The sequence below is a fragment of the Planococcus sp. ISL-110 genome (assembly GCF_018613575.1).
Lineage (GTDB): Bacteria > Bacillota > Bacilli > Bacillales_A > Planococcaceae > Planococcus.
Map to the genome: position 1 here is coordinate 43697 of NZ_JAGGPX010000002.1, position 26691 is coordinate 70387.

The 26691-nt window shown below is 45.2% G+C and carries 27 protein-coding genes; 5 read left to right on the forward strand and 22 right to left on the reverse strand.

Translation table 11 applies throughout. The features are described 5' to 3' along the window. Positions 1 to 171: 171 nt before the first annotated feature. A complete protein-coding gene (gene acsA, locus J7I83_RS00230; protein ID WP_215098677.1) occupies positions 172 to 1890 on the reverse strand; it encodes an acetate--CoA ligase in 1719 nt (572 codons plus the stop codon). Between the two features lie 168 nt (positions 1891 to 2058). Between acsA and J7I83_RS00235 the strand changes: the two genes are divergently transcribed. Genes J7I83_RS00235 through J7I83_RS00245 form a run of 3 tightly spaced genes read left to right on the forward strand, consistent with a single transcriptional unit; the run spans position 2059 to position 4507 of the window. Beyond that, positions 2059 to 2691 carry a GNAT family N-acetyltransferase gene (locus J7I83_RS00235; RefSeq protein WP_215098678.1) on the forward strand — a complete coding sequence of 211 codons (633 nt, stop codon included), beginning with the start codon at positions 2059 to 2061 and terminating at the stop codon, positions 2689 to 2691. Between the two features lie 23 nt (positions 2692 to 2714). Continuing rightward, entirely contained in the window at positions 2715 to 3359 is a 645-nt protein-coding gene (locus tag J7I83_RS00240) for an acetoin utilization AcuB family protein (RefSeq protein WP_215098679.1), read from the forward strand. Beyond that, positions 3329 to 4507, forward strand: coding sequence for an acetoin utilization protein AcuC (locus tag J7I83_RS00245; protein ID WP_285228653.1), 1179 nt, complete (start codon positions 3329 to 3331; stop codon positions 4505 to 4507). Before J7I83_RS00240 ends, J7I83_RS00245 begins: the two co-directional genes overlap by 31 nt. 179 nt (positions 4508 to 4686) lie before the next feature. Here the strand turns inward: J7I83_RS00245 and ccpA are convergent, their stop codons facing one another. The 13 genes from ccpA to J7I83_RS00310 all read right to left on the reverse strand — a co-directional run bounded on the left by ccpA (position 4687) and on the right by J7I83_RS00310 (position 16885). Beyond that, positions 4687 to 5685 carry a catabolite control protein A gene (gene ccpA, locus J7I83_RS00250; protein ID WP_215098680.1) on the reverse strand — a complete coding sequence of 333 codons (999 nt, stop codon included), beginning with the start codon at positions 5683 to 5685 and terminating at the stop codon, positions 4687 to 4689. Positions 5686 to 5786: 101 nt separating this feature from the next. After that, entirely contained in the window at positions 5787 to 6872 is a 1086-nt protein-coding gene (locus J7I83_RS00255; protein ID WP_215098681.1) for a bifunctional 3-deoxy-7-phosphoheptulonate synthase/chorismate mutase, read from the reverse strand. A 170-nt stretch (positions 6873 to 7042) separates the two neighbouring features. Then, positions 7043 to 7372: a bacillithiol system redox-active protein YtxJ gene (gene ytxJ / locus J7I83_RS00260; protein WP_215098682.1), complete on the reverse strand. Its 330-nt coding sequence runs from the start codon at positions 7370 to 7372 to the stop codon at positions 7043 to 7045. A gap of 16 nt (positions 7373 to 7388) precedes the next feature. Next, positions 7389 to 8153 (reverse strand): YtxH domain-containing protein, encoded by a 765-nt coding sequence (locus J7I83_RS00265; protein ID WP_215098683.1) that lies wholly within the window; start codon positions 8151 to 8153, stop codon positions 7389 to 7391. A gap of 40 nt (positions 8154 to 8193) precedes the next feature. Then, positions 8194 to 8685 carry a DUF948 domain-containing protein gene (locus J7I83_RS00270; protein WP_215098684.1) on the reverse strand — a complete coding sequence of 164 codons (492 nt, stop codon included), beginning with the start codon at positions 8683 to 8685 and terminating at the stop codon, positions 8194 to 8196. 137 nt (positions 8686 to 8822) lie between these two features. After that, positions 8823 to 10136 (reverse strand): UDP-N-acetylmuramate--L-alanine ligase, encoded by a 1314-nt coding sequence (gene murC, locus J7I83_RS00275; protein WP_215098685.1) that lies wholly within the window; start codon positions 10134 to 10136, stop codon positions 8823 to 8825. Positions 10137 to 10293: 157 nt separating this feature from the next. Further along, positions 10294 to 12852, reverse strand: coding sequence for a DNA translocase FtsK (locus J7I83_RS00280; protein ID WP_215098686.1), 2559 nt, complete (start codon positions 12850 to 12852; stop codon positions 10294 to 10296). Between the two features lie 6 nt (positions 12853 to 12858). Further along, complete coding sequence (gene ytpR / locus J7I83_RS00285) at positions 12859 to 13467, reverse strand: YtpR family tRNA-binding protein (protein WP_215098687.1); 609 nt, start codon at positions 13465 to 13467, stop codon at positions 12859 to 12861. Further along, a complete protein-coding gene (locus J7I83_RS00290) occupies positions 13464 to 14279 on the reverse strand; it encodes a DUF1444 family protein (RefSeq protein ID WP_215098688.1) in 816 nt (271 codons plus the stop codon). The genes ytpR and J7I83_RS00290 overlap by 4 nt, the downstream gene beginning before the upstream one ends. Positions 14280 to 14344: 65 nt before the next feature. Continuing rightward, positions 14345 to 14662, reverse strand: a complete 318-nt coding sequence (locus J7I83_RS00295) for a thioredoxin family protein (RefSeq protein ID WP_215098689.1) — start codon at positions 14660 to 14662, stop codon at positions 14345 to 14347. 12 nt (positions 14663 to 14674) lie between these two features. Then, positions 14675 to 15190: a hypothetical protein gene (locus J7I83_RS00300; protein ID WP_353048214.1), complete on the reverse strand. Its 516-nt coding sequence runs from the start codon at positions 15188 to 15190 to the stop codon at positions 14675 to 14677. 60 nt (positions 15191 to 15250) lie between these two features. Continuing rightward, a complete protein-coding gene (locus tag J7I83_RS00305) occupies positions 15251 to 15769 on the reverse strand; it encodes a DUF84 family protein (RefSeq protein WP_215098690.1) in 519 nt (172 codons plus the stop codon). 42 nt (positions 15770 to 15811) lie between these two features. Next, a complete protein-coding gene (locus J7I83_RS00310; protein ID WP_215098691.1) occupies positions 15812 to 16885 on the reverse strand; it encodes a M42 family metallopeptidase in 1074 nt (357 codons plus the stop codon). A 447-nt stretch (positions 16886 to 17332) separates the two neighbouring features. On the opposite strand from J7I83_RS00310, the gene J7I83_RS00315 reads away from it, so the two are divergent. Next, entirely contained in the window at positions 17333 to 17647 is a 315-nt protein-coding gene (locus J7I83_RS00315; protein WP_215098692.1) for a PepSY domain-containing protein, read from the forward strand. 31 nt (positions 17648 to 17678) lie between these two features. On the opposite strand, the gene J7I83_RS00320 is transcribed toward J7I83_RS00315, so the two are convergent. From J7I83_RS00320 to pepV, 6 genes are all read right to left on the reverse strand, one after another. After that, positions 17679 to 18533: a YtnP family quorum-quenching lactonase gene (locus tag J7I83_RS00320; RefSeq protein ID WP_215098693.1), complete on the reverse strand. Its 855-nt coding sequence runs from the start codon at positions 18531 to 18533 to the stop codon at positions 17679 to 17681. Positions 18534 to 18562: 29 nt separating this feature from the next. Further along, positions 18563 to 19213 (reverse strand): tRNA (guanosine(46)-N7)-methyltransferase TrmB, encoded by a 651-nt coding sequence (trmB, locus tag J7I83_RS00325; protein ID WP_215098694.1) that lies wholly within the window; start codon positions 19211 to 19213, stop codon positions 18563 to 18565. 22 nt (positions 19214 to 19235) lie between these two features. Beyond that, complete coding sequence (locus J7I83_RS00330) at positions 19236 to 20144, reverse strand: diacylglycerol/lipid kinase family protein (RefSeq protein WP_215098695.1); 909 nt, start codon at positions 20142 to 20144, stop codon at positions 19236 to 19238. Between the two features lie 281 nt (positions 20145 to 20425). Next, positions 20426 to 20965, reverse strand: a complete 540-nt coding sequence (gene thpR / locus J7I83_RS00335) for an RNA 2',3'-cyclic phosphodiesterase (RefSeq protein ID WP_215098696.1) — start codon at positions 20963 to 20965, stop codon at positions 20426 to 20428. Positions 20966 to 21057: 92 nt separating this feature from the next. Then, a complete protein-coding gene (gene dat, locus J7I83_RS00340; RefSeq protein ID WP_215098697.1) occupies positions 21058 to 21906 on the reverse strand; it encodes a D-amino-acid transaminase in 849 nt (282 codons plus the stop codon). 17 nt (positions 21907 to 21923) lie between these two features. Then, entirely contained in the window at positions 21924 to 23297 is a 1374-nt protein-coding gene (gene pepV / locus J7I83_RS00345) for a dipeptidase PepV (protein ID WP_215098698.1), read from the reverse strand. Positions 23298 to 23600: 303 nt separating this feature from the next. Here pepV and J7I83_RS00350 point away from each other — a divergent pair, with 303 nt between their 5' ends. Then, complete coding sequence (locus J7I83_RS00350; RefSeq protein WP_146557686.1) at positions 23601 to 23822, forward strand: DeoR family transcriptional regulator; 222 nt, start codon at positions 23601 to 23603, stop codon at positions 23820 to 23822. Positions 23823 to 24233: 411 nt separating this feature from the next. On the opposite strand, the gene J7I83_RS00355 is transcribed toward J7I83_RS00350, so the two are convergent. Both J7I83_RS00355 and J7I83_RS00360 read right to left on the reverse strand, forming a co-directional pair. Beyond that, on the reverse strand, positions 24234 to 24950 hold the full coding sequence (locus tag J7I83_RS00355) for a pseudouridine synthase (RefSeq protein WP_215098699.1): 717 nt from the start codon (positions 24948 to 24950) through the stop codon (positions 24234 to 24236). Between the two features lie 10 nt (positions 24951 to 24960). Continuing rightward, positions 24961 to 26565, reverse strand: coding sequence for a putative polysaccharide biosynthesis protein (locus J7I83_RS00360; protein ID WP_215098700.1), 1605 nt, complete (start codon positions 26563 to 26565; stop codon positions 24961 to 24963). Positions 26566 to 26691: the final 126 nt, after the last annotated feature.

Sequence of the window (26691 nt, forward strand, 5' to 3'; positions counted from 1 at the left end):
CCTGAACCAAAACCTGAACCAACTCCACCACCGGAAGAAGAAGAGCCTGCTGAAGAAGATGCGGCTTAACAAAAGCAAAGCCCGACTCGCCAATTTGACGAGTCGGGCTTTTTCTATATGCTTTATTGCACAAAAAAGCAGCAGTTCAAATTTGAACTGCTGCTTTTAGTATCAATCTTCCATTGTAGACAAATCGCCTGCCGGCAAATCCAATTCCCAGGCTTTCAGCACCCGGCGCATGATTTTACCGCTTCGTGTTTTCGGCAGCTTGTCCTTAAACTCTATTTCACGCGGAGCTGCATGGGCAGCCAATCCTTTTTTAACAAACTGCTGGATTTCCTTCACCAATTCCTCTGAAGGCTCATATCCATCAACCAATGCAACAAACGCTTTGATGATTTCACCACGGACAGGATCCGGCTTGCCGATAACACCGGCTTCAGCAACCGCTGGGTGTTCCAGCAATTTGCTTTCCACCTCGAACGGACCGACACGTTCACCTGAAGTCATGATCACGTCATCCACACGACCCTGGAACCAGAAATAGCCTTCTTCGTCCATATAAGCCGAATCGCCTGATACATACCATTTATCCTTTAGGAAGTATGAGTCGTATTTCGCCGGATTGTTCCAGATTTGGCGCATCATTGACGGCCATCCCTTTTCAATCGCCAGGTTGCCCATTTGATTAGGCGGCAACTCATTTCCCTGGTCATCGACAATTGCGACTTTGATGCCTGGCACCGGTTTGCCCATCGAGCCCGGCTTGATATCCATCGCCGGATAATTACAGATGGTCTGTGCACCTGTTTCTGTCATCCACCATGTATCATGGATGCGTTTATCGAATACTTGAGCTCCCCATCTGACCACTTCTGGATTTAACGGTTCCCCTACCGATAATACATGGCGAAGAGTTGATAAATCGTACTCCTTCACTAAGGCATCGCCCGCTCCCATAAGCATGCGGAATGCAGTCGGCGCGCTGTACCATACAGTGACGCCAAAATCTTCAATCGCTTTATACCAGCTATCAGGAGAAAACCGTCCACCGAGAATGACAGTTGTGACACCGTTCAACCATGGTGAGAATACACCATACGCCGTTCCTGTCACCCATCCCGGATCCGCCGTGCACCAGTAAATATCGGTTTCATTGAAATCCAATACCCATTTCCCAGTCTGATATTGCTGCACCATCGCATATTGGGCATGGAGGACGCCTTTCGGCTTGCCTGTAGAACCGGATGTATAGTGAAGGACCAGACCGTCCTCTTTGTCCAGCCATTTAACATCAAACTTATCTGAACTAGCTGGCAAATGCTTCAGCACATCGATATGGCCATCCTGCTCCTTGATGTCTTGCCCTACAAGGTAAATCGTTTCTAGTTTCGGCAACCGATTGTAAGGCACTCGTTCCAACAGTTCCGGTGTCGTAATAATGGATTTTGCCTCGCTGTCATCAAGCCGGTCATAAATGGCCCCTTCCATGAATGCTTCAAACAAAGGCCCAACAATCAGCCCCATCTTCAGCGCCCCGAACATCAGGAAATAAAGCTCTGGAGATCGTGGCATGAAAATAAAGATCCGATCCCCTTTTTCCAGATTCGAAGTTGATTCGAGCAAGTTTGCGGCACGGTTCGTCATGCGTTTCATCTCATAAAACGTGTAGGATTCATGTCTGTTTTGATCTTTATAGTAAAGAGCCACCTTGTTTTTTCGGTAAGAATCGGCGTGGCGGTCAATCGCTTCATGTGCCATGTTCACTTTGCCGCTCTCATACCAACTAAATTCCTTCTCGACTTCAGCCCAATCGAAATTGGCAGCTATCTCTTCATAATTATGTAATTGGTGCACCCCTGCTCTTGCTGGCAACGCTTCCACTTTCATCCTGATCACCCTTTCTTATTGATTAACTTATATTCTACAACATTGTGACAATTGAATGCGAACTATTTTAACTTTTTAGAAAATATAGCTTATTTCACCAGCTTTCTTCCAAATCCTCTTATAGTTCATGTATAATGTAGCTAATTGTATCCTACAGGCGGTGAAATGATGGAACATAAAAAAACGTATAACTCCGTGGAATTGGAAACCCAACATGGCCCTCTTATCATTGAAGGCCCTATCCCCGGAAAAGAATTGAGCGAACTTGATTTTCATGAAGACCTGGTCGCTTTCAGGCCACCTGCCCAGCAGCACAAAGCTATTGCTGAAATTGCTGACTTGCCGGAAGGGCGAATTCTTATTGCCCGTGAAAATAATATGATTGTCGGTTATGTCACGTTCCTTTACCCCGATCCTCTGGAGCGCTGGTCAGAAGGAAAAATGGATAACCTGATCGAACTTGGGGCGATAGAAGTCATTCCTAAATACAGAGGAAGCGGTGTAGGCAAATCCTTATTAAAGGTCTCGATGGAAGATGACGCCTTTGAGGATTTCATCGTTATCACGACCGAGTATTACTGGCATTGGGATTTAAAAGGAACAGGATTGAATGTATGGGAATACCGAAAAATCATGGAGAAAATGATGCAGGCCGGCGGATTGGAATATTATGCCACCGACGATCCTGAAATCAGCTCACATCCAGCCAACTGCCTGATGGCCAAAATTGGCAGCAGGGTCGATAACGAATCAATCCAAAAATTTGATCAGTTGCGTTTTATGAATCGTTACATGTATTGATTTAACCTAAAAGGGGTGTTTATATGCTAGTGGAAGAAATCATGAAAACCGATGTCCATACGCTAAATTCGGACCAAACCGTCCAGGATGTCATGGATTTGTTCGAGAAGAAACGCATTCGCCATGCACCTATTGTCGATGACGGAAAAGTGGTCGGCATTGTAACCGATCGCGACCTGAAAGACGCTGTCCCTTCAAGATTCACCGTAGCACCAAAGGGTGAACCTTATAAAAAGAAAGTCGCAGAAATCATGACGCCTAATCCGATTACGGCCCACCCGCTCGATTTTGTTGAGGAAGTGGCCATGATATTCTATGAGCAGAAAATCGGTTGTATTCCAGTTGTCAGCAATCAGAAACTGGTCGGCTTCCTGACAGAAACGGACCTTTTGTATACCTTCATTGAACTGACCGGGGCACACCAGCCCGGTTCGCAAATCGAAGTGCGGGTAAAAAACCGCTCCGGTATCCTGTACGAAGTCTCAAAAGTATTCCATCAGCAGAAAGTCAATGTGCTGAGTGTCCTCGTTTACCCCGACAGAGAAAACAGCAGCAATAAGGTTCTTGTTTTCCGAGTTCAGACGATGAACCCACTCGCCATCATCAATGATCTGCGCAAAGAAGGATTTGATGTCCTATGGCCAAGCATGCCGCAAGTGAACGAATGAAACATGCCGTATTCATCTTTTCAGAAGATCAATTGGGGTATAAATTTTCTGAAACACATCCTTTTAACCAGAAAAGACTCGTTTTGACGATTGATTTATTAAATAAAATGAATGCGCTTCCAGAGGAATTGATTGTCCCTGCCCGTATTGCGACCGATGAGGAATTATTATTGGCTCATGATGAGCGCTATATCGATATCGTCAAAAAGGCAAGCCGAGGAGAAGTGACATCGGAGGCCGGTGAAAGTTTTGGAATTGGCACAGAGGATACACCTATTTTTGAAAATATGCACGAAGCCAGTGCCCGACTGGTTGGTGGGACATTGACAGCTGTCGATTATGTCATGGAAGGAAAAGCGCAGCATGCTTTAAACCTGGGCGGTGGCCTTCACCACGGATTCCGGGGCAAAGCATCCGGCTTTTGCATCTACAATGACAGCTCGGTGGCCATCAATTACCTGAAAACCAAATACAATGCCCGGGTGCTGTACATTGATACTGATGCCCATCACGGCGATGGCGTACAATGGAGCTTTTACGACGATCCTGATGTCTGCACCGTCTCCATCCACGAAACGGGGCGCTATCTTTTTCCCGGGACCGGCAATATCAATGAACGCGGCAGCGGCCAAGGCTATGGCACCTCTTTCAATTTTCCAATCGATGCGTTTACGGAAGACGAGTCTTTTCTCGAAATTTACCGTACGTCCATGAAAGAAATAATTGAATTCTTTAAACCCGATGTCATTTTGACACAGAATGGAGCAGATGCCCATTATTTGGACCCTCTGACCCATTTATACGGGACAATGAATATTTACAAGGAAATACCAAGGATTGCACATGAACTCGCTCACGAGCATTGTGAGGGCCGCTGGATAGCCGTTGGTGGTGGTGGATATGATATTTGGCGCGTAGTTCCCCGCGCCTGGTCATTAATTTGGATGGAAATGAACAATTTCCCTATCCCTTCCGGTAAATTGCCTGAATCATGGATTGAGAAATGGCAGCCGGAATCGCCGGTCAAATTAATCGATACGTGGGAAGATCCGCCGAATATGTATAAAGCTATACCCCGAAAATCGGAAATCACAGATAAAAACCTACAAATGCTGAACAAAGCCCTGTACATGATCCGCAACAATTAAAATGAATACATGCTGAAAAAAGAGCCGACGGAAATGATTCCGTTGGCTCTTTCTTTTCACTTATGGAGATTTATAAACTTGTACTGCTTTTATCGAAAATTCAATTGCGGAAACGATAAAAGCTGGCTGAATTTTCATCCAGTCAGCTTTTGCAATTGTTTCTTAAGCGGAACCCGCCATTAATCGTTTTTAGTCGATTGTCTTTCTTCGATCCGGTATGGAAGAATAACTTGCTTTTCTTCGATTTCCTCGTTGTTCATATACTTTGTCAGTAGCCGCATGGAGACAGCACCGATGTCGTAAAGCGGGAAAGCGACAGACGTCAGCATTGGTCGAGCCATACGCGCCAGCTTGGAATTTTCGTAACTGATGACTTCTGCATCTGCAGGTATTCTTCTGCCCTGCTCTTCCAATCCGTGAATGACACCGATTGACATTTCATCGTTGCTGACAAAATATGCAGTCGGCTCGAGTGAAGCTAAAGTTTGAACAGCTTCGATTCCTTCATCATAAGAATTATTGCATTCAACAATCAATTTTTCATCATAGTCGATGCCTGCATCGGCCAAAGCCTCTTTATAGGCTTTTAGTTTGTACTCTTTGTTGATCATCGAAGTCAGCGGACCAGAAACAAAGGCAATTTTTTTATGGCCATTATCGATAAATTTCTTAACGGCTTCGTAGGCAGCGCCATAATAATCGATATTGACTGAGGCAATCGCTGCTGATTCATCAATTGAACCGGCCAGGACGATTGGAGTCGAAGAACGTTCCATTTCATAAAGAAGTTCAGTTGAAATCACATCACTCATAAAGACAATTCCGTCCACTTGTTTTCCGAGCATTGTCTCCAATAACTGAAGTTCCTTATTTTGGTTCTGATCCGAGTTGGATAAAATAATATTATAGCGATACATTGTCGCAATATCTTCAATTCCACGAGCCAGTTCAGCATACATGCTATTGGAAATATCGGGTATAATGACGCCGACCGTCGTTGTTTTTTTACTTGCAAGTCCCCGAGCAACAGCATTTGGACGATAGCCCAATTCTTCTATCACTTTTAGTACTTTCTTTCTTGTGGCAGGTTTTACGTTTTGATTGGCATTTACTACACGTGACACAGTAGCCATGGAAACGTTCGCCTCTCTTGCCACATCGTATATCGTAACGGTCATTGTGCGCCCTCCTTTTCCAGTCTTTCTCTAATCATACGACAAAATCTTCAGTAATATCAACTAAAAAAAAGAAAAGCCGGAGTTTATCCGGCTTTTCAGGCTCATACTTTCATTTCGTACTGTTTCATGAATTTCATCAAAGCATCGTAGTACTCATCGAATTGACCCAAATCCATTTGCTGTTGAGCATCAGATAATGCTACTGCTGGATCTGGATGAACCTCAGCCATAACGCCATCCGCTCCAATTGCGATAGCAGCTTTAGCCGCTGGCAACAATAGATCACGGCGCCCTGTTGAGTGAGTTACGTCAACAAATACCGGAAGATGCGTTTCTTGTTTCAAGATTGGCACTGCAGAAATATCCAGTGTGTTGCGTGTTGCTTTTTCATATGTGCGGATACCGCGTTCACATAAAATGATGTTTTCATTTCCTGAAGCGATGATGTATTCCGCTGCGTGGATGAATTCATCGACAGTTGCTGACATCCCGCGTTTCAATAGAACCGGTTTGTTGATAGAGCCGACTGCTTTCAATAATTCAAAGTTTTGCATATTACGTGCTCCGACTTGGACAACGTCCACATAGTCAAGAGCAGCTTCAAGATGTCCAGGTGTAACGATTTCTGAAACAACGGCCAGGTTAAACTGGTCAGCTGCCTTTTTCAACATCTTCAAGCCGTCCAATCCAAGACCTTGGAAATCGTAAGGCGATGTACGTGGCTTATAAGCTCCGCCACGGATCATCTTCAAGCCTTTCGCTCCGATAGCTTCAGCAACTTTTGATACCTGTTCCTGAGATTCTACTGCGCATGGCCCAAAGATGAAGGAAGGTCCACCAGCGCCGACTTGTTCGCCATTGATGGTAATCACTGTGTCTTCGGCTTTCTTTTTACGTGAAACCAGCAATGCTTTGCGGATATCCTCTTCTTGCATATCCAAAGCAGACTTGAAGATTTCTTTGAAGATATGATCAACGGTCTTCTGATCCAACGGACCATCATTATTATCCTTCAATAGGTTCAGCATATGGCGTTCCCGCAACGGATCATAGCGGTTAACTCCCTGCTTCTCTTTCAATTTACCGATGTCTTGAATTACGGAAGCTCTCTCATTGATCAGAGACAGAATCTGCAGGTTGACTGCATCCACTTTTTCTCTTAGTTGCTCTAACTCTAAATTACTCATTCTATAACTTCCCCTTTCGCGAATAACCTTTATCAGGTGACTCATATTAACATGATAGGACTATTATAAGCAAACTATTCGGTAAAGTCACGGATTTTATTTTAGCGATTCAACGCGCTAAAGCGTTTTTTCCGCAAAAAAGCCGAAGCATCAAGGCTTCGGCTTTTTTTTCACGCAATAAATTCTTGCATGGATTCTCTTTTAATCTTGTTATGGGAAGCGTGCCAGTCTACTTGTTGACTCGTAAAATGGAACAATTGGGGCGATTCATGTTTTACACCCGTGATCTCTTCAATTGCTTGAGAGAATTCCCGATCTTCCTGTACCACTAAATACAAAAAGATTTGGTTTGGATGCAGTGAGCAGTATTCGTTATACTCATTCCACGCTTTAGCAGATACTGGACAGGTGCTGCTGTGTTTAAATAGCCAGTAATGCTGATTATGCCCCACTGCCTGTTTTAAACTGTCCAGACTATTTACTTGCACTAAGTTTTTCATCTAAACCGCTCCCAGATTAATTCTTTTTGTTGTAGTTGTTGCTTGATGCATTTGATGAAGATTTGTTGCTGTTGCTTGAGTTTGATGATTTATTGCTGTTGTTGTTGCTGCTGGTCGTATTCGGGCCTTTGTTTGCGTTTGCTGTGTTGCTGTTGCTGCTGCCGGCTGTTGACGAACTTGAAGTCGTTTTCTTTTCTTCTTTCACTTCTTCAACCGCTTCTTTTAATGCATTGGCAGTAGAAGTGAATGCATCAGAACCTTTGTTGTCTGATTTGTCTGCAGTGTTTTGAACAGTTGAGTGGATATCGATGGACTCTTCCCCTTCTGAAGAAGCTGTACCATCGTCCATAGGCGAGTTTCCGCCTTTCATATTTTTCACTTTATCAACTACTTTAGTCGACTGTTCTTTCAACTGCTGTGCAAAGCCAGCTGAATCGTCATTGGATGATTCGGACTGCTGAGACGCTTTTTCTTTCAAAGTAGTAGCTTGCGTCTTTAAGTCCGCCTGAAATTCTTTACCGGATTTAGGTGCCAGGAATAATGCAGCCGCAGCTCCAACAATCCCACCGACCAAAATTCCGACTAGGAAACTTGAGCCTCCGCCTGATTCTTCGTAATCGTAAAGATCGTCGTAACGATTAGAAGTTCCGTAAGACTGTGGTACATAGTCGCTTTGCTGATAGTTCTGGCCGCCGTTCTGGCCGCCTTGCGTGTAGTAATCCTTGTTATACTGTGAATCGTTAAAATTGGATTGAGTGTAATAGTCTTTATTTTTGCTCATTAATATTACCTCCGTTTAATTTTAATAGTTAAAGCTATTCTTAGTATTGTTCGTTATGTGGTAGTTTCTTCTGCTCAGGTACTGGTGCATAAGCTGCATTTGCACGAGCTTCATAGATTTTACGTTCGTTCCATTTGTCACGGATACCCATGACTACGTTGCCCCATTGCACTACTTGGGCAATCTTGTCTTCATTCTGTTCGACTTGTACGCCAACTTTTGAAGTGATGTTGCGAACTGTGGAGTTCAGATCAGTAACAGAGTTGCCGACGCCTTTCACTGCGTCAACGACACCATTCAACTTTTCTGATTTCACTTGAATGTCTTCAGCGAGTTCATTTGTTTTATGCAATAGATTCGTCGTTTCCAACGTTACCCCCTGCAATTGATTTTCAAGACCAGCTACGGTGCCTGAAACTTCTTTTAATGTGTTTTTCAACGAATTTAATGTCATTGCCAACGCTACGCATAGAACTAAAAATCCAATAGCGGCTACGATCGCGGCAATGTAAAGCAAGATTTGCCAATCCATCCTGTTTCCTCCTTTTAACGAATTATGTTATATCCCTTTTCTACCCTTGATGAGTTTGGATTAAACACGGTCTCTTTTATTATTCAACAAAAACATTTGAATTCCTGCATAAATAAAAAAACAGTTTAACCCGAAAGTTAAACTGTTTTTCCTATATTCAATTCATTTTCAAAAGCTTCCTGAAATTTGGTGACGTCTCCCGCACCCATAAACAGATAAACGGCATTGCCGTGCACAGTCAAAGAGTCCACTTCGTCAAGCTTCAGCAAACTGCTGCCTTCAATTTTCTCTGCCAGGTCCTGAATTTTTAAAGTTCCTGCTTTCTCACGGGCAGAGCCGAAGATGTCACAAAGGTAAACGTGATCCGCCTCAGCAAGGCAATCCGCAAACTCCTGCAGGAACGTCTGGGTCCGCGTAAAAGTATGAGGCTGGAAAATCGCTATGAGTTTCCGGTCCGGATATTTTTGGCCGGCTGATTGCAGCGTTGCACGGATTTCTGTCGGATGGTGCGCATAGTCATCAATCAAAATGCGGTCACCGATTGATGTTTGTGTAAAGCGTCTTTTAACGCCTTCAAAGTCCTCGAACTGCTGCTGGATGATATCAGCCGGAATGCTTTCGTACTGGCATAAGGAAATAACAGCCAACGCATTCAAAATGGCGTGGTCACCAAACATCGGAATCGTGAAGGTATGGAAAAACTCGTTGCGAATGACTACATCGAAAGTGGTTCCCTCTGTCGTCTTCACTACATTTCTTGCCTGAAAATCATTTTCTTCTCCAAATCCGTAGTAGACAACCGGAACCGGTGCTTGGATTTGCTGAAGGTACTCATCATCTCCGCAGGCAATGATGCACTTTTTCACTTGCTGAGCCATTTCTTCGAACGCCTTGAAGACGTCATCGATTCCCGTGAAATAATCCGGGTGGTCGTAATCAATATTGGTCATAATAGCATAATCCGGATGGTAGGCCAGAAAATGGCGGCGGTATTCACAGGCTTCTGCCACAAAGAAATGGGATTCAGTCTGTCCGACGCCTGTTCCGTCACCAATCAAGTAAGAAACCGGCTTATAGCCTGCCAGAACGTGTGCCATCAAACCCGTTGTCGAGGTTTTTCCGTGGGCTCCCGTAATGGCAACTGAAACATATTGCTTCATCAAGTCACCTAAAAACTGGTGGTAACGGATTATGGTCGCACCCAGTTCACGCGCTTTGACCAATTCAGGATGATCATCGCCAAATGCATTTCCTGCAACGATAGTCATATTTTTTTCTATATTGTTGGCATCGAACGGCAGGATGGTTATGCCTTTTTCACGAAGCCGATCTTCAGTGAAAAAATGCTGTTCGATATCAGAACCTTGAACTTGTTCGCCCATATCATGCATGATTTGTGCAAGTGGACTCATACCGGAACCTTTGATTCCGGTAAAATGTAAAACTGTCATAAATGAACCTCCTGTGGGAGCTGATAAGTAGTCTACATAAATCGCTGGGCGAGTTCTATAGCTGATGAAGATAAACACAATGTTACATTATATCATATATTTACTATTCGTTAAAATGAGCCAGTATTCTCTATATTTTAATCATTTTTCCGATCACTTAATGAAACACTTCTTCAATGTCGGTTTCTGTGATCAAAACCGAACGGGCTTTGCTGCCGTTCTGCTCCGAAATAAAGCCATGCTGTTCGATCAGATCCATCAATCGGGCTGCACGGTTATAGCCGATATGGAACTTCCGCTGCAAAAGAGAAGTCGATGCGCTCCCCTGCGTCATGATAAAACGGCAGGCCTCTTCAAATAAATCATCCTGTTCAGCAGGAGACTCACTTCGCTTGATCAATTCCTCTTCTTTGAAAAAGTATTCAGGCTCGCCTTGCTGCCTTACATGCTCAATGACTTTTTCAATTTCATCATCGGTCACAAATGTTCCCTGCAAACGGCTAGGTGCTGACATCCCATTTCCTAGGTACAGCATGTCCCCTCTTCCAAGAAGGCGCTCCGCTCCTTGAGAATCAAGGATCGTTCGGCTGTCCACTTGTGATGAAACGGAAAACGCAATACGCGTCGGGATATTGGATTTGATCAATCCCGTAATAACATCGACAGACGGTCGTTGCGTCGCAATCACCAGATGGATTCCGCAAGCGCGGGCTTTTTGTGCAATGCGGCAAATTGAGTCTTCAACATCAGAAGGAGACATCATCATCAAGTCCGCCAACTCGTCGATGACTATTAAAATATACGGAAGGTGTTGAGCATAATCCCCTTTTTCTTTGACCAGCTTATTGTAGCGGCTGATATCGCGGACACCGCTATGAGCAAACAGTTGATAACGGCGCTCCATTTCTTCAACTGCCCATTTCAGTGATGCAGTTGCCGCTTTGACATCGGTGATGACCGGGCTGACAAGATGCGGTATGTGATTATAAGGTGCCAGCTCGACCATTTTCGGATCGATCAGCAGCAATTTCAGATCTCTCGGCGATGATTTGTACAGCAGGCTGATCAATAATGAATTGATGCAGACGGACTTTCCGGAGCCTGTAGCTCCTGCAATCAAGCCGTGTGGCATTTTGCGCAGATCCAATGTGACCGGTTTGCCTGTCAAGTCCAAACCGAGTGCGGCTTCCAGAGGAGAATCCGACTCTTGGAAGACAGGGCTGTCAATAATCTCGGAAATGCGCACCGCGCGGCTTGTGCGATTCGGAATTTCGATGCCGATAGAGCTTTTGCCGGGAATCGGTGCTTGGATCCGGATATCCCTTGCAGCCAAGGCCAATTTCAAGTCATCCGCCAAATTGCGGATTTTGCTGACTTTGATTCCTTGGGCGACTTTCAATTCAAATTGTGTGACAGCAGGTCCTTGGACCGTACTGAGGATTTCGGCTTTGATTTGGAAATAAGACAAAGCTTCAATCAGGCGCACACCCTGTTCTTCCATCCACTCTTCGTCTTTCCGGTTGTTTTCAGGCGCCATCAAATATTCCGACAGCGGCAATTGATAGGCTTTGGACTCCGTTTCAGCCACTGAATTCAGCGTATGCTCCGGCTGTTCAGTTGAATCTGCCGTTTTTTTTTCCGCTTGTGGAGTTTGCACTCTTGTACTCTCCACATTCGATGTGGGCACAGGAATCGATTTAGCTTTTTTTTTCAATAGTTCTTTATCTGACTTAAGCATCAGTACATTAAATGGCACGGTTTTTTCGCGCTTTGGTGCATATTGTGATTTTGTTTTTGTATCCACCATTAATTCGGATGCTGATTGTACTTCCGTATTCAGCTCTTCTTGCAGCTCAGGTTCCGTTTTCGGTTCTTGTTCTGTCTCAAATGCCAGTTCAATTTCCGGCTTTGGTTCTTGCTGCCTTACCGGTTCTAGTTCCGGTTTTGACTCCGGTTCCAGCTCTGTCTCATTCACAGGATCCACTTCTTTGCTCTCTGCGGTTTGTATTGCTGGAGATTCCATATGTACCTGGGTTTGCTCGGTTGCATCTTTTTCCTCTTCAAGTGCCGGAGTTTCAGTTCTCTTCACTTCATGAGATTCCCCTGCAAGAGGTTCTTCAGCTGTTAGTGTTTCTTCTGTTGTTTCATGAACAGGTTGCTGTGCCGCTGGCTCTTCGTCAAAAATCGGTGCGATTTCGTGTTCAACCACAGGTCTTGGCTTATGCCAGCCAGCTCTTGCTCTTTCCTGAATCGCTTCATCATGCAATTCACGGTTGTATTTGTTTTCTCTTTCTTCCGTCAGTTTTTGGGTAGGTGCTGGACGTGCCGTATTATAGCCATAAACCGATGATACTGAGCGGCTTGGTTCAAAACGGCGTGCCGTATTGACAGGCAGTTCGGCTGCTTTTCGTTTTGCTGCTGTCGGGCGTACGGGTGCCTCTTTTGGTCCCATAATCGGCTTGTCAGCCGAAAGTACAGACTCTTTTCGGAGAATCTCTCTTTCGCGTTCATCGAAAACCGGCATTTGGGGCCGGGTTTCCGCCCGTTTTACGTCATGGATAAAATCCTCTTTTTCTTCATCCGGAATTAGCGGGAAACGAAAAGGCGCTTTTTCTTTTTTTTCGGCCGGGGGCGGCGTTTCATAGGTGACTTCTTTTTCGGCTTCTTCAGCGTCATCTGTAAACAGACGGTTCCATGTATTTTTAATCCAGCTCATAATGCGTCACGCCTTTACTTGGAAAGCTGAACCGATTTCGGCATCTTCAGGCAGCACGAGAATGCCTTTTTCCTGAGAAGCATCCGGCAAAGCTAATTCTGTTGCTGAACAAATCATTCCGGACGATGCCACTCCCCGAAGTTCCGCATCACGAATGACCATTCCTGAAGGCATAACTGCTCCGACTTTAGCCACAACCACTTTCTGGCCCTGTTCGACATTCGGGGCGCCGCAGACGATCTGCAGCTGCTCTCCATCGACAGCGACCTGACAGACATTCAGTTTATCGGCATTTGGATGCTTTTCTTTCGCTTCCACCAAGCCCACAACAAATTTCGGTGAAAAATCCACTTCCAATGTAAAATCGATATCGTTCTTTGCAAGGGCGTTCTGCAAAGAAGTAACCAGTCCTTCTGACAATTCCACTTGCCCGCCTTCCGGAAGTTCCGCATAGCTTGAAGCGTTGAACAAGTTGAATCCGGCAATTGTGCCGGCCTCATCTTTGATCAATGTTACATCTCCTGATTGTTCCGGATGGATTTTTTCTGGGGTTTCTGTTTGAAGTTGAACCAGCAACACGTCGCCGATTCCCTGTTTATTATAGAATACATTCATTTTTTATCGTTCTCCTCATTAGGTTTATTTTTCGCCATGATAAAAATCGGCTCGAGTTCGTCATTTTCATAAATGAACGATAAGGAAGTGATCGGCACTTTGCCATTTGTAAAGAAATGCATGGCCATTTGTGCGAGCACATCGTATCCCGTTTCATTTTGGATATCACCGATGATCAATACATCCTGATGGGGCACGGACACGGTCATATCTCCAGTGATTTTTGCTTTCATTTCTTTTAAAAAAGATTCATTTAAGATGCGTGAAGCGTCATAGCCGTCATTTTCATTCAGAAAATAAAAGATATTTCCGGCAACACGGTCTTCTTTCACAGCAGTTTTTAGTTTTTTCACTTGAAACTTCGCGATTTCCTTGATCTGCTCTTCTGTCAGACTTAATGAATTTAACACATTTTCGTCAATTAAGCGATAGGTAGTGCCAGTATCCAAGGCAAAATAGACGCGTGTTTCAGCTGTATGTTCAGCTGTAACGAACTTATGGCCTTCATTGGATTCGGTGGGAAAAGAAGTTGAGCGGATGACCGGGAAAATTTGCTCGGTCGATTTCATTTCGCCATTGGCTTCGCGTTCCATAGCGTCGAAAGTTTCCGTAATCGTGTAGACGATCTCCTGGATAGCTGCATCGCCTTTTGCTTCAAATCGGTTGATCACCTGCGGCAACGAAATGCTCATGCCTTTGTCAAGCTGCTGGTGGCGGATATGCGCAGTATCGTTTTCGCGGTCGTAGCGCCACTCTAATTGGCGGCTTGGCATCCGCTCTCTAAGTATATTAAAAAGTTCAGTGGATTTCATCGTTGTTTTGGCCTCACTTTCATAAATAAACGGTTCAGCCCAGTCTAGGCGAACCGTTTTCATTGTTATTTTGGCAGATTCGAAATAAACCCTTCAATTTCTGCTTGTGTTTTACGGTCCTTGCTGACAAAGCGTCCAGTTTCCTGGCCATTCGCATAAGCAAGAAAGCTTGGAATGCCATAGACATTTTGCTCGATGCACAGATCGATAAACTGGTCACGATCTACGGATACAAAAGTATGGTCCGGGAACACTTTTTCAATATCAGGCATGATGGGATCAATAACACGGCAATCCGGACACCATCCTGCTGTAAACATAAAGATAGCTGCAGTTTCTTTTGTCAATTCATGAAATTCCTTGGTTGACTGTAAGTTTCTCATTTGGGTAATCTCCTATTCATCACTATCGATTGAACGGACCGTTTTCATCATCCAGTCCATATTTTTTGGAATATCGCTTTCTTTTGTGACGGTCGTCATTTTAGCTCCGCCAGCGCTGACTACCAGCTCCAGGCGGTCTTCTGCAATTTCTTTGATGGTCGCAAATCCGAAACGGCCGTTTTGCTGAAACGTTTCATCTGCCACCCAAAGCTGTTCGGAATCCACTGTTTGCAGCTCATAGAAAAATGTGCTCGTGGCTCTTTCATTCGGATTTATGAGCAAAGCAAAAGAGTCGCTGCCTCTAGTGATTAAACTATTAAAGCCGTCTGATGGTTCTTCGATCTTATAGCCGTTTGGTACATACAAATCAGTTTGCCCCACCGTTTCATTGGCTCTTTCCGGCTGTGCTTCAAACGCGGTATGTGCGTTCGATACTCCTTGTACAACCTGTTCTTCTGGTGTGGCTGTGCAGCCAGCCAATATTCCGGCCAGTAAAAGCGGCATAAAAATCAATCCGTATCGAGGCACGCTTATTCCTCCTTAACATTACTGCTCCTTATTTTAAAGGTGTTTACGGGGACATGCAACTTAATCGCTGTACCGCTGGTATTGCCCGATCAACAATTTGACGACATGGCTGAACATTTCCCCTCGATTGACGAAGCCATTTGTGAGGATCCCGATAGCGCCTTTATGGTTTCGGATTCCACTTTCATTGGCATAGTCATCCATGACAGGTCCGAGCTCCGTGCCACTATAAAGACCTGCTGCAATCTCCGCAGGCAGAGGAATCTGAGCCCCCGCAGCTGTAAACAGTCGCCCATCCTGAGTGGCCAAAGCTCCCCAGTTGCACAAGTAAAGGATTCCTTCCATTTCATAGACTCCACCCTCTAACCCAATGGCAAAATCAAATTCTCCCAATGCATTCTTGGCTCTGTTTACTGCGCCTTGACGCGTTTCCTGCTGTGAAAAAGGCTGTGCTGAAACTTCCGATTCGGCATCCACGTCGGATAAATCGACTGTCCATTTCATATTTGTCAAAACGCTTGATACTGCGTTGATTTTAGCTGGGTTTTTTGATGCAATTGCTGCACGTTTTTTTTTCATATCCACTATTCCTTTCCAAAAAAAAGAGCCCGGAGGCACTTTTCAGACATTTTGTTTAATGGTTTCAAGCGTCGTCCGGTCGGACGCTTTGACAAGTTTCGTCAACAGTTCTTTGGCTGCTGCATAATCGTCCGTATGGATGATGGATGATGAAGTATGAATGTAACGTGAACAGATTCCGATGACTGAACTAGGAATTCCTTCGTTGGCTGTGTGCACACGCCCTGCATCCGTACCCCCCTGTGAAACGAAATATTGATAAGGGATGTTATGTGTCTCGGCCGTATCCAGAATGAATTCCCGCATGCCTCGATGAGTCACCATGCTTTTGTCGAGAATGCGTAATAAAGTTCCTTGGCCCAGCTGTCCGAACTCATTTTTATCGCCTGTCGCATCATTGGCCGGGCTGGCATCCAGTGCAAAAAACAGATCTGGCTTGATCATTGTGGCAGCTGTTTGAGCTCCTCGCAAGCCGACTTCTTCCATAACCGTCGCCCCGGAAAATAGTTGGTTCGGCAATTTTTCATCTTTCAATTCTTTCATGAGTTCGATTGCCAGTCCGCATCCATAGCGGTTATCCCAAGCTTTAGCCATAATTTTCTTGTCATTGGCCATCGGTGTGAACGGACTGAAAGGCACGATTTGCTGGCCGGGACGAATGCCCATCGCCAATGCATCCTGTTTGTCGTCCGCTCCGATGTCGATCAGCATGTTCTTGATCTCCATCGGTTTGTTGCGAAGTTCTTCGCTCAACAGATGTGGAGGAATCGAGCCGATAACGCCTGGAATTACGTTTTCGCCAGCAATGATGTCTACACGCGTCGCCAGCATCACCTGGTTCCACCAGCCACCCAGAGTCTGAAATCGCAGCATGCCATTATCTGTGATTTGCGTCACCATGAACCCTACTTCATCCATGTGTCCTGCAACCATAATACGCGGCCCGTCCTGCTGCCCATCTTTTACGCCGAAGACGCTACCCAGATTATCCTGAATGAGGCGATCCGATACTTTTTCCAGTTCCTGCTGCATATATTTCCGGACTGCATGTTCACTGCCCGGGGCTCCCGGCAATTCCGTTAAGGTTTTAAACATTTCACGTGTTTCAGCATTCATATCAAAATTCCTCCTATGGTAAGTTGAACTGATTATTTTTAATGGATAGTATGTTGCTCTGGGTATTCCAGAACCACAGCCCGCCTGAAGCGATTTTTTTGGCTATACAAGTTGAACTATTGATCTTCGCCTGCTGATATTCCGCAAACCAACTCCGCTTTCGGGGCCGCAGGATGCGGGTCATGCAGCGTCCAGGAGCTAGGCGAAGCGATGGGTAAAAGCTGGTTTCTTTAGTTCAACTTATATAGCCCCTTTTTTATATGATGTTAAAACTTATTCCTTATTTTTACTGATATAATAACTTATCTCTGTTTAGTTTAGAGCTTTTATCAGAAAATTTCCAGTTTTATATTTCGTTTTTCGAAAGAATCACAACTTTGATGCTTTCATTTCGCCCTTCAAAATATTTATGGTACAATTTATCCAGTAATCAGAGGAGGGATTTTAGTGAATAATCGTGATTTACTCATTGGATTTGCTACAGGTGTAGCAGCGGCCTACTTGGTAAAAGAAGTGTACGATCGCAAAGAAAAACTATACCCGGCAGATGACGTCTTAAAAGAAGTTAAATCTGCATTTAAAGAAGAAGGCCCAATCGACGGCTCTTGGATTTTCATGAAAACCGAGCCTTATAAGCAACATGCTTTAACGACTGAGGTTTATAAAGGCGGCATCACCCGCCACAAGGAAGACGAACTCCAGCAATTCGAATTTTTGGCTGATGCTTTTACGGGCGCAGTTATTGAAGTAAAACAGGTTTAAACAAAAAAGGAGCCGAATCGGCTCCTTTTTTCTATAGCGCTTTTTCCTTGCGCACAAGTGATTCAACGATTTCTTTACCGTCCGTGCTCCACTTCAAGATGCGGTAATAAGCATCATGGTAAAAACTGAAATAATAGCCGTTTTTCAGTGCTTCTCTCATAAGCTTTTCTTTAGCGTAGATCGAGTCCATCGGATAATCGTCAAATGCCAATACCCACAACGGATTTTGATGTGCATGTGTTGGCATGATGTCTGCCATGTGCAGAATGGTTTCATTGCCACTGGTCATTTTGATGGCACTATGGCCAGCGGAATGGCCGCCGGTATGAATCAATGTGATAGCGTCAAACAATATTTTCTCACCTTCAAAGGTTTCGACCTGTTCAACGATGGGTTCCCAATTCTCTTTCCAATACGTATTGCGTGAACGGATATTCGGATGCTGCATTTCATGCCATTCTACTGCGGACACATGGATTTTGGCATTCGGGAAAGCCGAAACCAGCTCTTCCCCCTGCCATTTCGTCAAACCGGCTGCGTGGTCCCCGTGAAGATGGGTCATCAGGATCGTATCAATATCTGCAGCTGTTAAGCCCAGCTCCGCCAAATCTGCTTCCACCCGTGATTGCTCAGAAACTCCTAAATTGCGCAGTTGGCGTTCCGTCAATTTCCCGTCGCCAAGACCGCTGTCAATCAAAATATTATGGCCTTCAAACTGAACCAGAATCGGATGTGTCGGCAATTCGATTTGATTTTTTTCATTGGCCGGATAACGTTTTGACCAGATGACCTTAGGCACTACCCCAAACATCGTGCCGCCATCCAAAAAAGTGGTCCCCCCATCAAGCCAGGTTAAAACCATGTCGTGAAATTGAAATTTTTGCATTCCCTTTTCCCCCTTGTCATGATCCATAATCAGCTAACTGAAAACTGTGCTTCCATCCGGTAAATCGGCTGGCCTTTTTCCGAAAACTTCTCTTCGTATTCTGTCATGATGTTCCATTCAGGTTCATTGTCATGAAGATCCAATGAGACATCTTTTAATAACATACCATATTCTGAAACACTGGTAAGTGAATATTCGAAAAGTTTGCGGTTGTCGGTCTTGAAATGGATTTCTCCATTTTTCGGCAATACCGCTTCATATAGCTTCAAGAAAGATTCGTGCGTCAACCGGCGCTTGGCGTGGCGCTTTTTCGGCCACGGATCCGAGAAGTTCAAGTACAGCCTGTCTACTTCCCCTTGTTCAAAATAATCAGCAATATTTTTTGCATTAACCTTTAAAAGCCGCAGGTTGGGGACGCCGTGTTCTTCTTCAAGGACGCTCTCCAAGGCCGTGACGATGACGCTGTCGAACAGCTCAATGCCGATGTAATTGATCTTTGGGTTGGCTTTTGCCATTCCGATGATGAAGCGGCCTTTGCCGGTCCCTGCTTCGATGTGGAGCGGATGCTTATTGCCGAAGACTTCTTGCCATTTCCCTTTTTTCTTCTCCGGATCCGGAATAACGATCTCCGGATGCGTATCGATTAAATCTGCTGCCCATGGTTTAAAACGTGATCTCATGTTTCATCCTCTTTCTATTCCATTAATTTATTGATTTCCAATCATACTGGCTGACCGAATAAGCGACCGTTTCGTTTGGCGAGCTCATGCCGGCATCATCACCATCAACATGCCGACAAACCGGCTTGTCGGTCGAGAGCCCGAATTCTGTGCTGCTCATTTGGCTGACCTCGTTAAAACGCGTATGTGCTCCGCTGAATACCGTACCAAAAACCAGCAATAGTTTCAAACGTGAAATTTGATGGACAACTGTCAATTCAAGCAATCCGTCATCTGTTTTTGAGGCAGGGGAAATTTTCATGCCTCCACCGAAATATGGCTGGTTGCTGACCGTTGCCAGCCAAACATCCTTATAGGTGATTTGGGTACCATCAACTTCCACATACAGCGTGTATTTTTCGAATTTCAGGAATGTCTTGATTACATATAGAACATAGACCAACTTCCCGAGGCCCAGCTGGTTCAGCTTTCTCTTGATAGTTGAACGGTTGACGGCGATGGTGATCGCCGCATCAAAGCCGATGCCTGAGCTGCTGACAAATTGAAAGCCAGCGCCATTGGCGAATTGCCCAAGGTCTTCCCTGCGAAAAAAAGGGCTTTTGAGGAAACTTTCAATTGCCTGGCCATCTTTAAACGTGCCATAAGCTCTTGTAAAATCATTGCCGGACCCTGCCGCTACGGATCCGACAATAAGCTCTTTGGCACCGGCAGCACCCACAACGATTTCACGCAAAGTGCCATCTCCACCAAATCCGATCAATAAGACCGCCTCCTGCTGTTCCCGGTAGCCAGCCGCAATCTCGGTGGCATGTCCCGGAAAGCGAGTGAGGGCCTGCTCAAACGGAAAGTTGATGGTTTGTTCAAAGCTGCGCCATTTTTTCAACGCCCTGCCGTTGCCCGCTACGGGGTTGATAATAAACACTGTTTTCATAAGCACTCGCCTTTGGACGTATTGGAGACTATTGCCTCAACTGAAGTAAAAGCCTTATTTAAACATCTTACTTATGAAGAGCTAATCCGAAGAAGCCGCTCCAGGCTGACGCTTCTTATCATTAGTCATGCATCTTTCTTTTAGGAGTCCAGCAACTTCTGGTAAATGGACATAAATCATCAAGTATTAATTATGATATAGAGCAAACTAGAAGAGATTTCTCAAAACTGCAGAATATCTCCCTTAAAATAGTTCCCAATAATATAGTCAGCCCAATATATTCAGAGACTGTTTCTCAATACATAATTGGCTATCTTTTGGTAGCGGGGATTTTCCTTTGGTGCGATTTGAAAAAGCGAAAACTCGGTCACGTCGAATTGCATCTTGTCGATTGAAAATTGCGGTTTACTTGGAACACCACCGGCCCACTTGCTGGCCAATGTAATATGCGGTATGAACTTCTTTGGATCGGGCCGGATCTGCAATGATTCTAAAGACTCGAGTACCTGCTGCTGCAACGCCTCCAGTTTCTCGCTGTTTTCAAGCGAAGCGTAAATCACCCGGGGAGTTGTGGGGTTACCGAAAGTCTTTATCCCATCAACTGTCAAACTGAACGATGGCTGCTCAATGCCGGACAGCAGCTTTACAGCCTGACCAATTTCATCGTGCACATCTTCACCAATAAACAGCAGGGTGATGTGCATATCCTGTGGAGGTGTCAGCCGTTTATGGCTTTGCAGCTTCCAGGATCGGCGCTCTTCGTCCAATTTTTCCGCAATGGCTGACGGAATCTTTATGCCAATAAAATAATGTGGTTTCATTTTCATCACCTGGCTCTAGTTTACCATGTGCGCAGGCCTAAAAAAATAGTGATCGGCCGGAGCCAACCACTTTTCTTATGAATATCCTAACTTTATGATTTCACACCTATTTGGATGCGCGCTTCAAAAGCAGCCTGCAGTTTGCGGGTCAATTCTCCCGGTAAGCCTTGGCCGACCTTGTGATCACCGATTTCAACAATCGGCATCACTTCAGCGGTCGTGGAAGACATGAAGAACTCATCCATTTCGAGTGCCTGTGTTTTGGTAAAGGCTGTTTCTTCCACCGGAATGTCCAGCTCATTGCACAGCTCGAGAATGACTCTTCTTGTAATGCCGTTCAAAATCAGGTTATTGGATGGATGAGTATAAAGAGTGCCGTTTTTTATGCCGTACATATTCGATGAACAGCCTTCTGTAACAGTTTCACCTCGGTGCAAAATGGCTTCGAAAAACCCTTCTTCAGAAGCTTCCTGTTTTGCCAGCACATTGCCGAGCAGGTTCAGGCTCTTGATGTCACAGCGCAACCAGCGGATATCCTCGATAAACTTAGCGGTTACTCCGGATTTCATACTTGCGACCGGACGCTCTACTACTTTGGTATTGCCGGTAATGACAGGATTTTCCTGAGTCGGAAACTGGTGCTGGCGCTCTGCAGCACCACGCGTAATCTGTACATACACTTGTCCGTTGTCGATCTCGTTCATTTCAACAAAATCATATATCATTTTATGGAACACGTCTTTTGTGTGAGGAATGACGATTTTGATTTTATCGGCACTCTCGTAGAAACGGTCGATATGCTCTTTCGCTGTAAACAAGTTGCCATCGTATACACGAATCACCTCATAAATCCCGTCCCCGAACTGGTAGCCGCGATCTTCCTTCGAAATCACCAAATCCTCTTCACGAATAAATTCTCCATTGTGCAATATCAAGTCCATATCCATTCCCTCTTTCCTCATTTTTTGCAAGCCAATTGATAAATCGCTTCTGCGTAGATTGCAGTGGCTTTAACTAAATTGTCGATGTCGACAAATTCATCCGCTTGATGCGCAACATCCGGTTCGCCAGGAAACAGCATGCCGAATGCTACACCTTTGTCCAATACACGCGCATAGGTGCCTCCACCAATCGCCAGTAGATCTGCTGTGTTGCCGGTCTGCGTTTCATATGCGCTTTGCAGCGTCTTGATGAACGGATCGTTTTCGTCCACATAATGAGGTGGAGAATTGGACGCAATGTCCAGTACAAAATCCTTCAACTGATAAGCAGCAATCTTTTCTTCAAATGGATAACTAATAGAATACCGCATGCTGACTGTGATGGTCGCGGTCTTCTTTTTCTCAAAACGGATGATTCCGGCATTAAATGTTGTTTCCCCGGACTCCTCATCCGTAAAATTAAGACCAAGATTGCGTCCCCGTGAATCCTGATAGAACGTGTCAGCGACAAATCCCACAAATTTCTGGCCATCGCCTTCCAGCCGATCTTTTAAGAACAGAGCCAAGAGAACTCCTGCATTGACGCCATTTTCAGGCTCCATTGCATGGGCCGATTTTCCATTCAAGGTCAATTCGGTTGAAGCGTTATGCTGTTCTGCCACGCCTGTTACCTCGTGTTTTTGGCAAAACTCCTTGAAATCCTCCTGCCATTCCGAAAGCTGACCATTTAAAATAGCTGTTGCTTTATCGGGCACCATATTGGTCCGGTGACCAGCAATAAACGATTCCAGAACCGCGTCCTCATGCATCGAGAACGTCGAAAAGACCAGACTGGCAATGCCTTTTTCAGCATTGATGATGGGAAAATCCGCATCCGGTGCAAAGGCGATGGCGGGCATTTCTTCTGTCTGGAAATAGCGATCCATACAGCGGAAGCCGCTTTCTTCATCTGTGCCGATAATCAGGCGGACCCGCTTCGTGAATTCCACGTCCGCCTCCTTCAGCATGTTCAGCGCGGTCCATGCCGCGATGGTCGGGCCTTTGTCATCGATGGCTCCGCGACCATACAGGCGGCCATCCTGGAGCTCTCCACCGAACGGGTTTTTAGTCCAACCTTCACCTGCCGGAACAACATCGACATGCCCTAAAATTCCGAGCAGCTCTTCCCCTTGTCCGATTTCAAGATGTCCTGCGACGTCCGCGACATTTTTTACAGAATAACCCCGTGCTCTTCCTTTTTGTAAAAACCAATCCAATGCCTGCTTGACTTCTTTTCCAAAAGGAGCTGTTGGCGTTGTTTCTTCACTCAATACACTGGGAATCGCCACTAACTGCTGCAATTCACTCAGCATGGTTTCTTTGCGTTTGTTTGCTTCTAACAGCCAATCCATGTTTCACACTCCCTTTTGTTATGGCTATTGTACACCTTTTTTCAATAAATTAAAGAATTAACTGCCAATTAACACAAAAAATTCTGTCTTTCGATTGTTATTTTTACGTAAAATTAAAGGGAAATCCTAGAATTCGAAATGTTTTTCCGCTATAATCAAATTGTCAGACTAGTTAGATTGACACATCTTTTTAGGAAAAGGGGCTGTCTTTGGCATCTATCATAAACCTGCTGTATAAACCTCAGCATATCGTCCGCTAGTCTTTGCCAATGGGAAAAAAGATGAAGGAGTGGTTCTATTTATATGAAACCAACAACCGATCGCATGCTCATTCGAATTAAAGATATGTATAAGTACATTCTCGAAAACGGGACTGTAACGACGCAAGATCTTGTCGACGAATTCGGCATCACTCCTCGCACCATTCAAAGAGATTTGAATGTGTTAGCCTTTAACGACTTGGTGATCAGTCCAACTCGAGGCAAATGGACAACGACGCAACGGAAAGTGAAAATGACGTCCTAAAAAGATTTCCTAAACAAAGAAAATGACCGCAGCTATGCGGTCATTTTCTTTGTTTAGCTTTTAGACAAAAGAATAGTTATGCCTTTTACAAAATGATTACACATTGCATCGTGTTATTACATTATATTTATAACGGATCCTGCGCTCCAGGCGGACGCGTTACACGGACACGGCTTCTGCCGCTCTCTTCGCTCTGCTCAGTCCAGTGGCTCCAGCTCGCGTCGCTTCGTTGCTCCCTTTGGAGTCGCCGCCTTCAGCTAGATTCAAAGAAGAAAGCGTTCATGAAGTGGTTTGGAGAAGCGTCCGCTCGACTCCTGCGGGAAAGCGAGACGGCCGAGACCCCGCAGGGAGCAAAGCGAACGAGGAGGCTTGGACGCGAGCCCGCGGTAAGCTTCGGAAAACCACGGCTTGTTAGAAGTTTCTCTGTTTTAAACTAGTTACTTCTTCTTCCGTCAAGTGGCGGTATTCCCCGAGCTCAAGATCCGGGTCGAGACTCAGCGGCCCCATTGATAAACGCTTTAAGTAAATCACGCGTTTGCCGACGCTTTCAAACATCCGCTTGACTTGATGGAATTTGCCTTCTGTGATGGTCAATTCAATTTTGGAAACAGGTCCACTTTCGAGAATATTGAGGCTAGCCGGCTTCGTGACATAGCCGTCGTCAAGCGCCACGCCCTTCTCAAATGCTTCAGCATCCTCTTCTGTAACCTTTCCCTCAATCAACGCATAATAAGTTTTATCTACATGCTTTTTGGGCGACAACAATTCATGTGCCAATTTGCCGTCATTGGTCAGCAGCAGGAACCCTTCGGTATCTTTATCCAGGCGCCCTACCGGGAACGGCTCGAAATGCCGCTCTTGCTCTGCCAGCAAGTCGATGACCGTCTGATCGTATTTGTCTTCTGTCGCCGAAATGACGTCCTGCGGTTTATTCATCAGCAGGTAGATGAACTCGGTATAGGCGACAGCTTCTCCGCCCACCAGCACCTGATCGGCATGCTCGTCGACATGCACTTTCGGGTCGCGGACGATTTCACCGTTCACTTCCACCGCTTTTGTTTTCAGCAGAATCTTGACTTCTTTTCTGGAGCCGTAGCCCATATTGGAAAGAAATTTATCTATGCGCATGGTGTCACTCCTAAAAACCGAATTTCCGGGAAATTCTTGTTATTTTTGAGCCGAGCAACTTTTGTGCCAAGCCGGTCTTCAGTCCAAGGTAACCATAAACGATTGTCCCGACGCCGCCGACCAGAATAATACGCAGCAATGACAGCAACTTATTGTCCATACCGATAAACAGATCTAACCCGGACAATGCAAGGTAAACCGCTCCCGCCATGATCAAATTCAAGATGACGATCAGGATGACGCGTCTTCCCACCATTTGCGAACGGTAGTTCATGGCTTTGACGATGACCAGCATGTTCATGCCGATCGCCGCCAAATAACCGATGATGGTTGCTGCAATCGCACCGTCTGTTTCAAAACGCTCGATCAGCGGTGTGTTCAGGAGTGCTTTCAGCAGCAGGCCGGTAGACAAGTTGATGATGATCCATTTTTGTTTATTGATGCCCTGCAGGATTGATGCCGTTACTGGGAAAGCCGCAAAAAGAATGGCTACCGGCAAGTAATGCGCCAAAATTTCAGAGCCCACTTCGCTGACTTCATAGAACACATGGTACAGCTCATCGGACAGCATCGTCATGCCGATTACCGCTGGCAATGTCAGGAACAACATGACCTGTATCGATTGGTCGAGTGTCCGCGACACCTGGAGATGCTCATTGCGTGTAAAATGCTTGGTGATCAACGGAATCAAGGCCATTGAAAAACCGGTAGCCAGCATGACGGGAATCATGACCAGCTTATGGGCAGTCAAGTTCAGAATTCCGAGCAAGTCGATATCCGAGACATTGCCGCCAGAGCTCATTGCCCGGTTGAAAGTCATCAAGTCGACAAATTGAAATAAAGGGTTGGCAATTCCAAGGAAAATGACGGGAATCGCATAAACCAAAATCTCTTTATACATATCACGTAATTTAACGTCATAAGATTCAACTGAATTGGCTAATAGGCGATTGTATTCCGGCTTTTTCTTTTTCCAGAAATAAGCTAAAGTGACGATTCCGCCCAGTGCCCCGACGGCCGCAGACAATACAGCAAACTGAATCGCTGTTTTCGGTGTGCCGTCAAAAATATAAATGACCGCAAAAGCTCCGCCCAAAAGGAAAATGATGCGGACAATCTGCTCGACTAACTGCGAAACGGCCGTCGGCATCATGTAATTATAGCCTTGGAAAAAACCTCTCCAAAGACTCATGAACGGCACGACGATCAGCGCAAAGCTGACCCAGCGGATCGCTTCTGTGACATCTCCAACAGAATAAATTCTTTCATCTTCAGAAATGGTGATGCGGGCAAGCGGCTCCGCAAAGAGATAAAGCAACAGAAAAGAAACAAAGCCGGTGACCATCATCGTCAATAGGCCAGACTTTAATAATCTCCTTCCGGTTTCATAATCTCCGAGGGAATTGTATTTAGCGGTAAATTTCGAGAAAGCGATCGGAGCTCCTGAAATGGCCAGCGCCAGCATCAGGTTATACGGTATGTATGCGTATTGATAAAGACCGATATTGTCTTCTCCCACCATGCTGTAGAACGGGATGATGTAAATAACGCCAAGGATTTTCGATAAAAATAAACCCAAGGTTAAGATGGCTGTACCCTTGATTAATGATGACATTTTGCACTTCCTGACTTGTTCATGATAAAAGCAATCTACACGATAGTTTACACCTATAGAAGAAATTACTCAACGAGTTTCGCATCATCGTGTATACTGAGAGAAAAACGAAAGCGAGTTCTTATT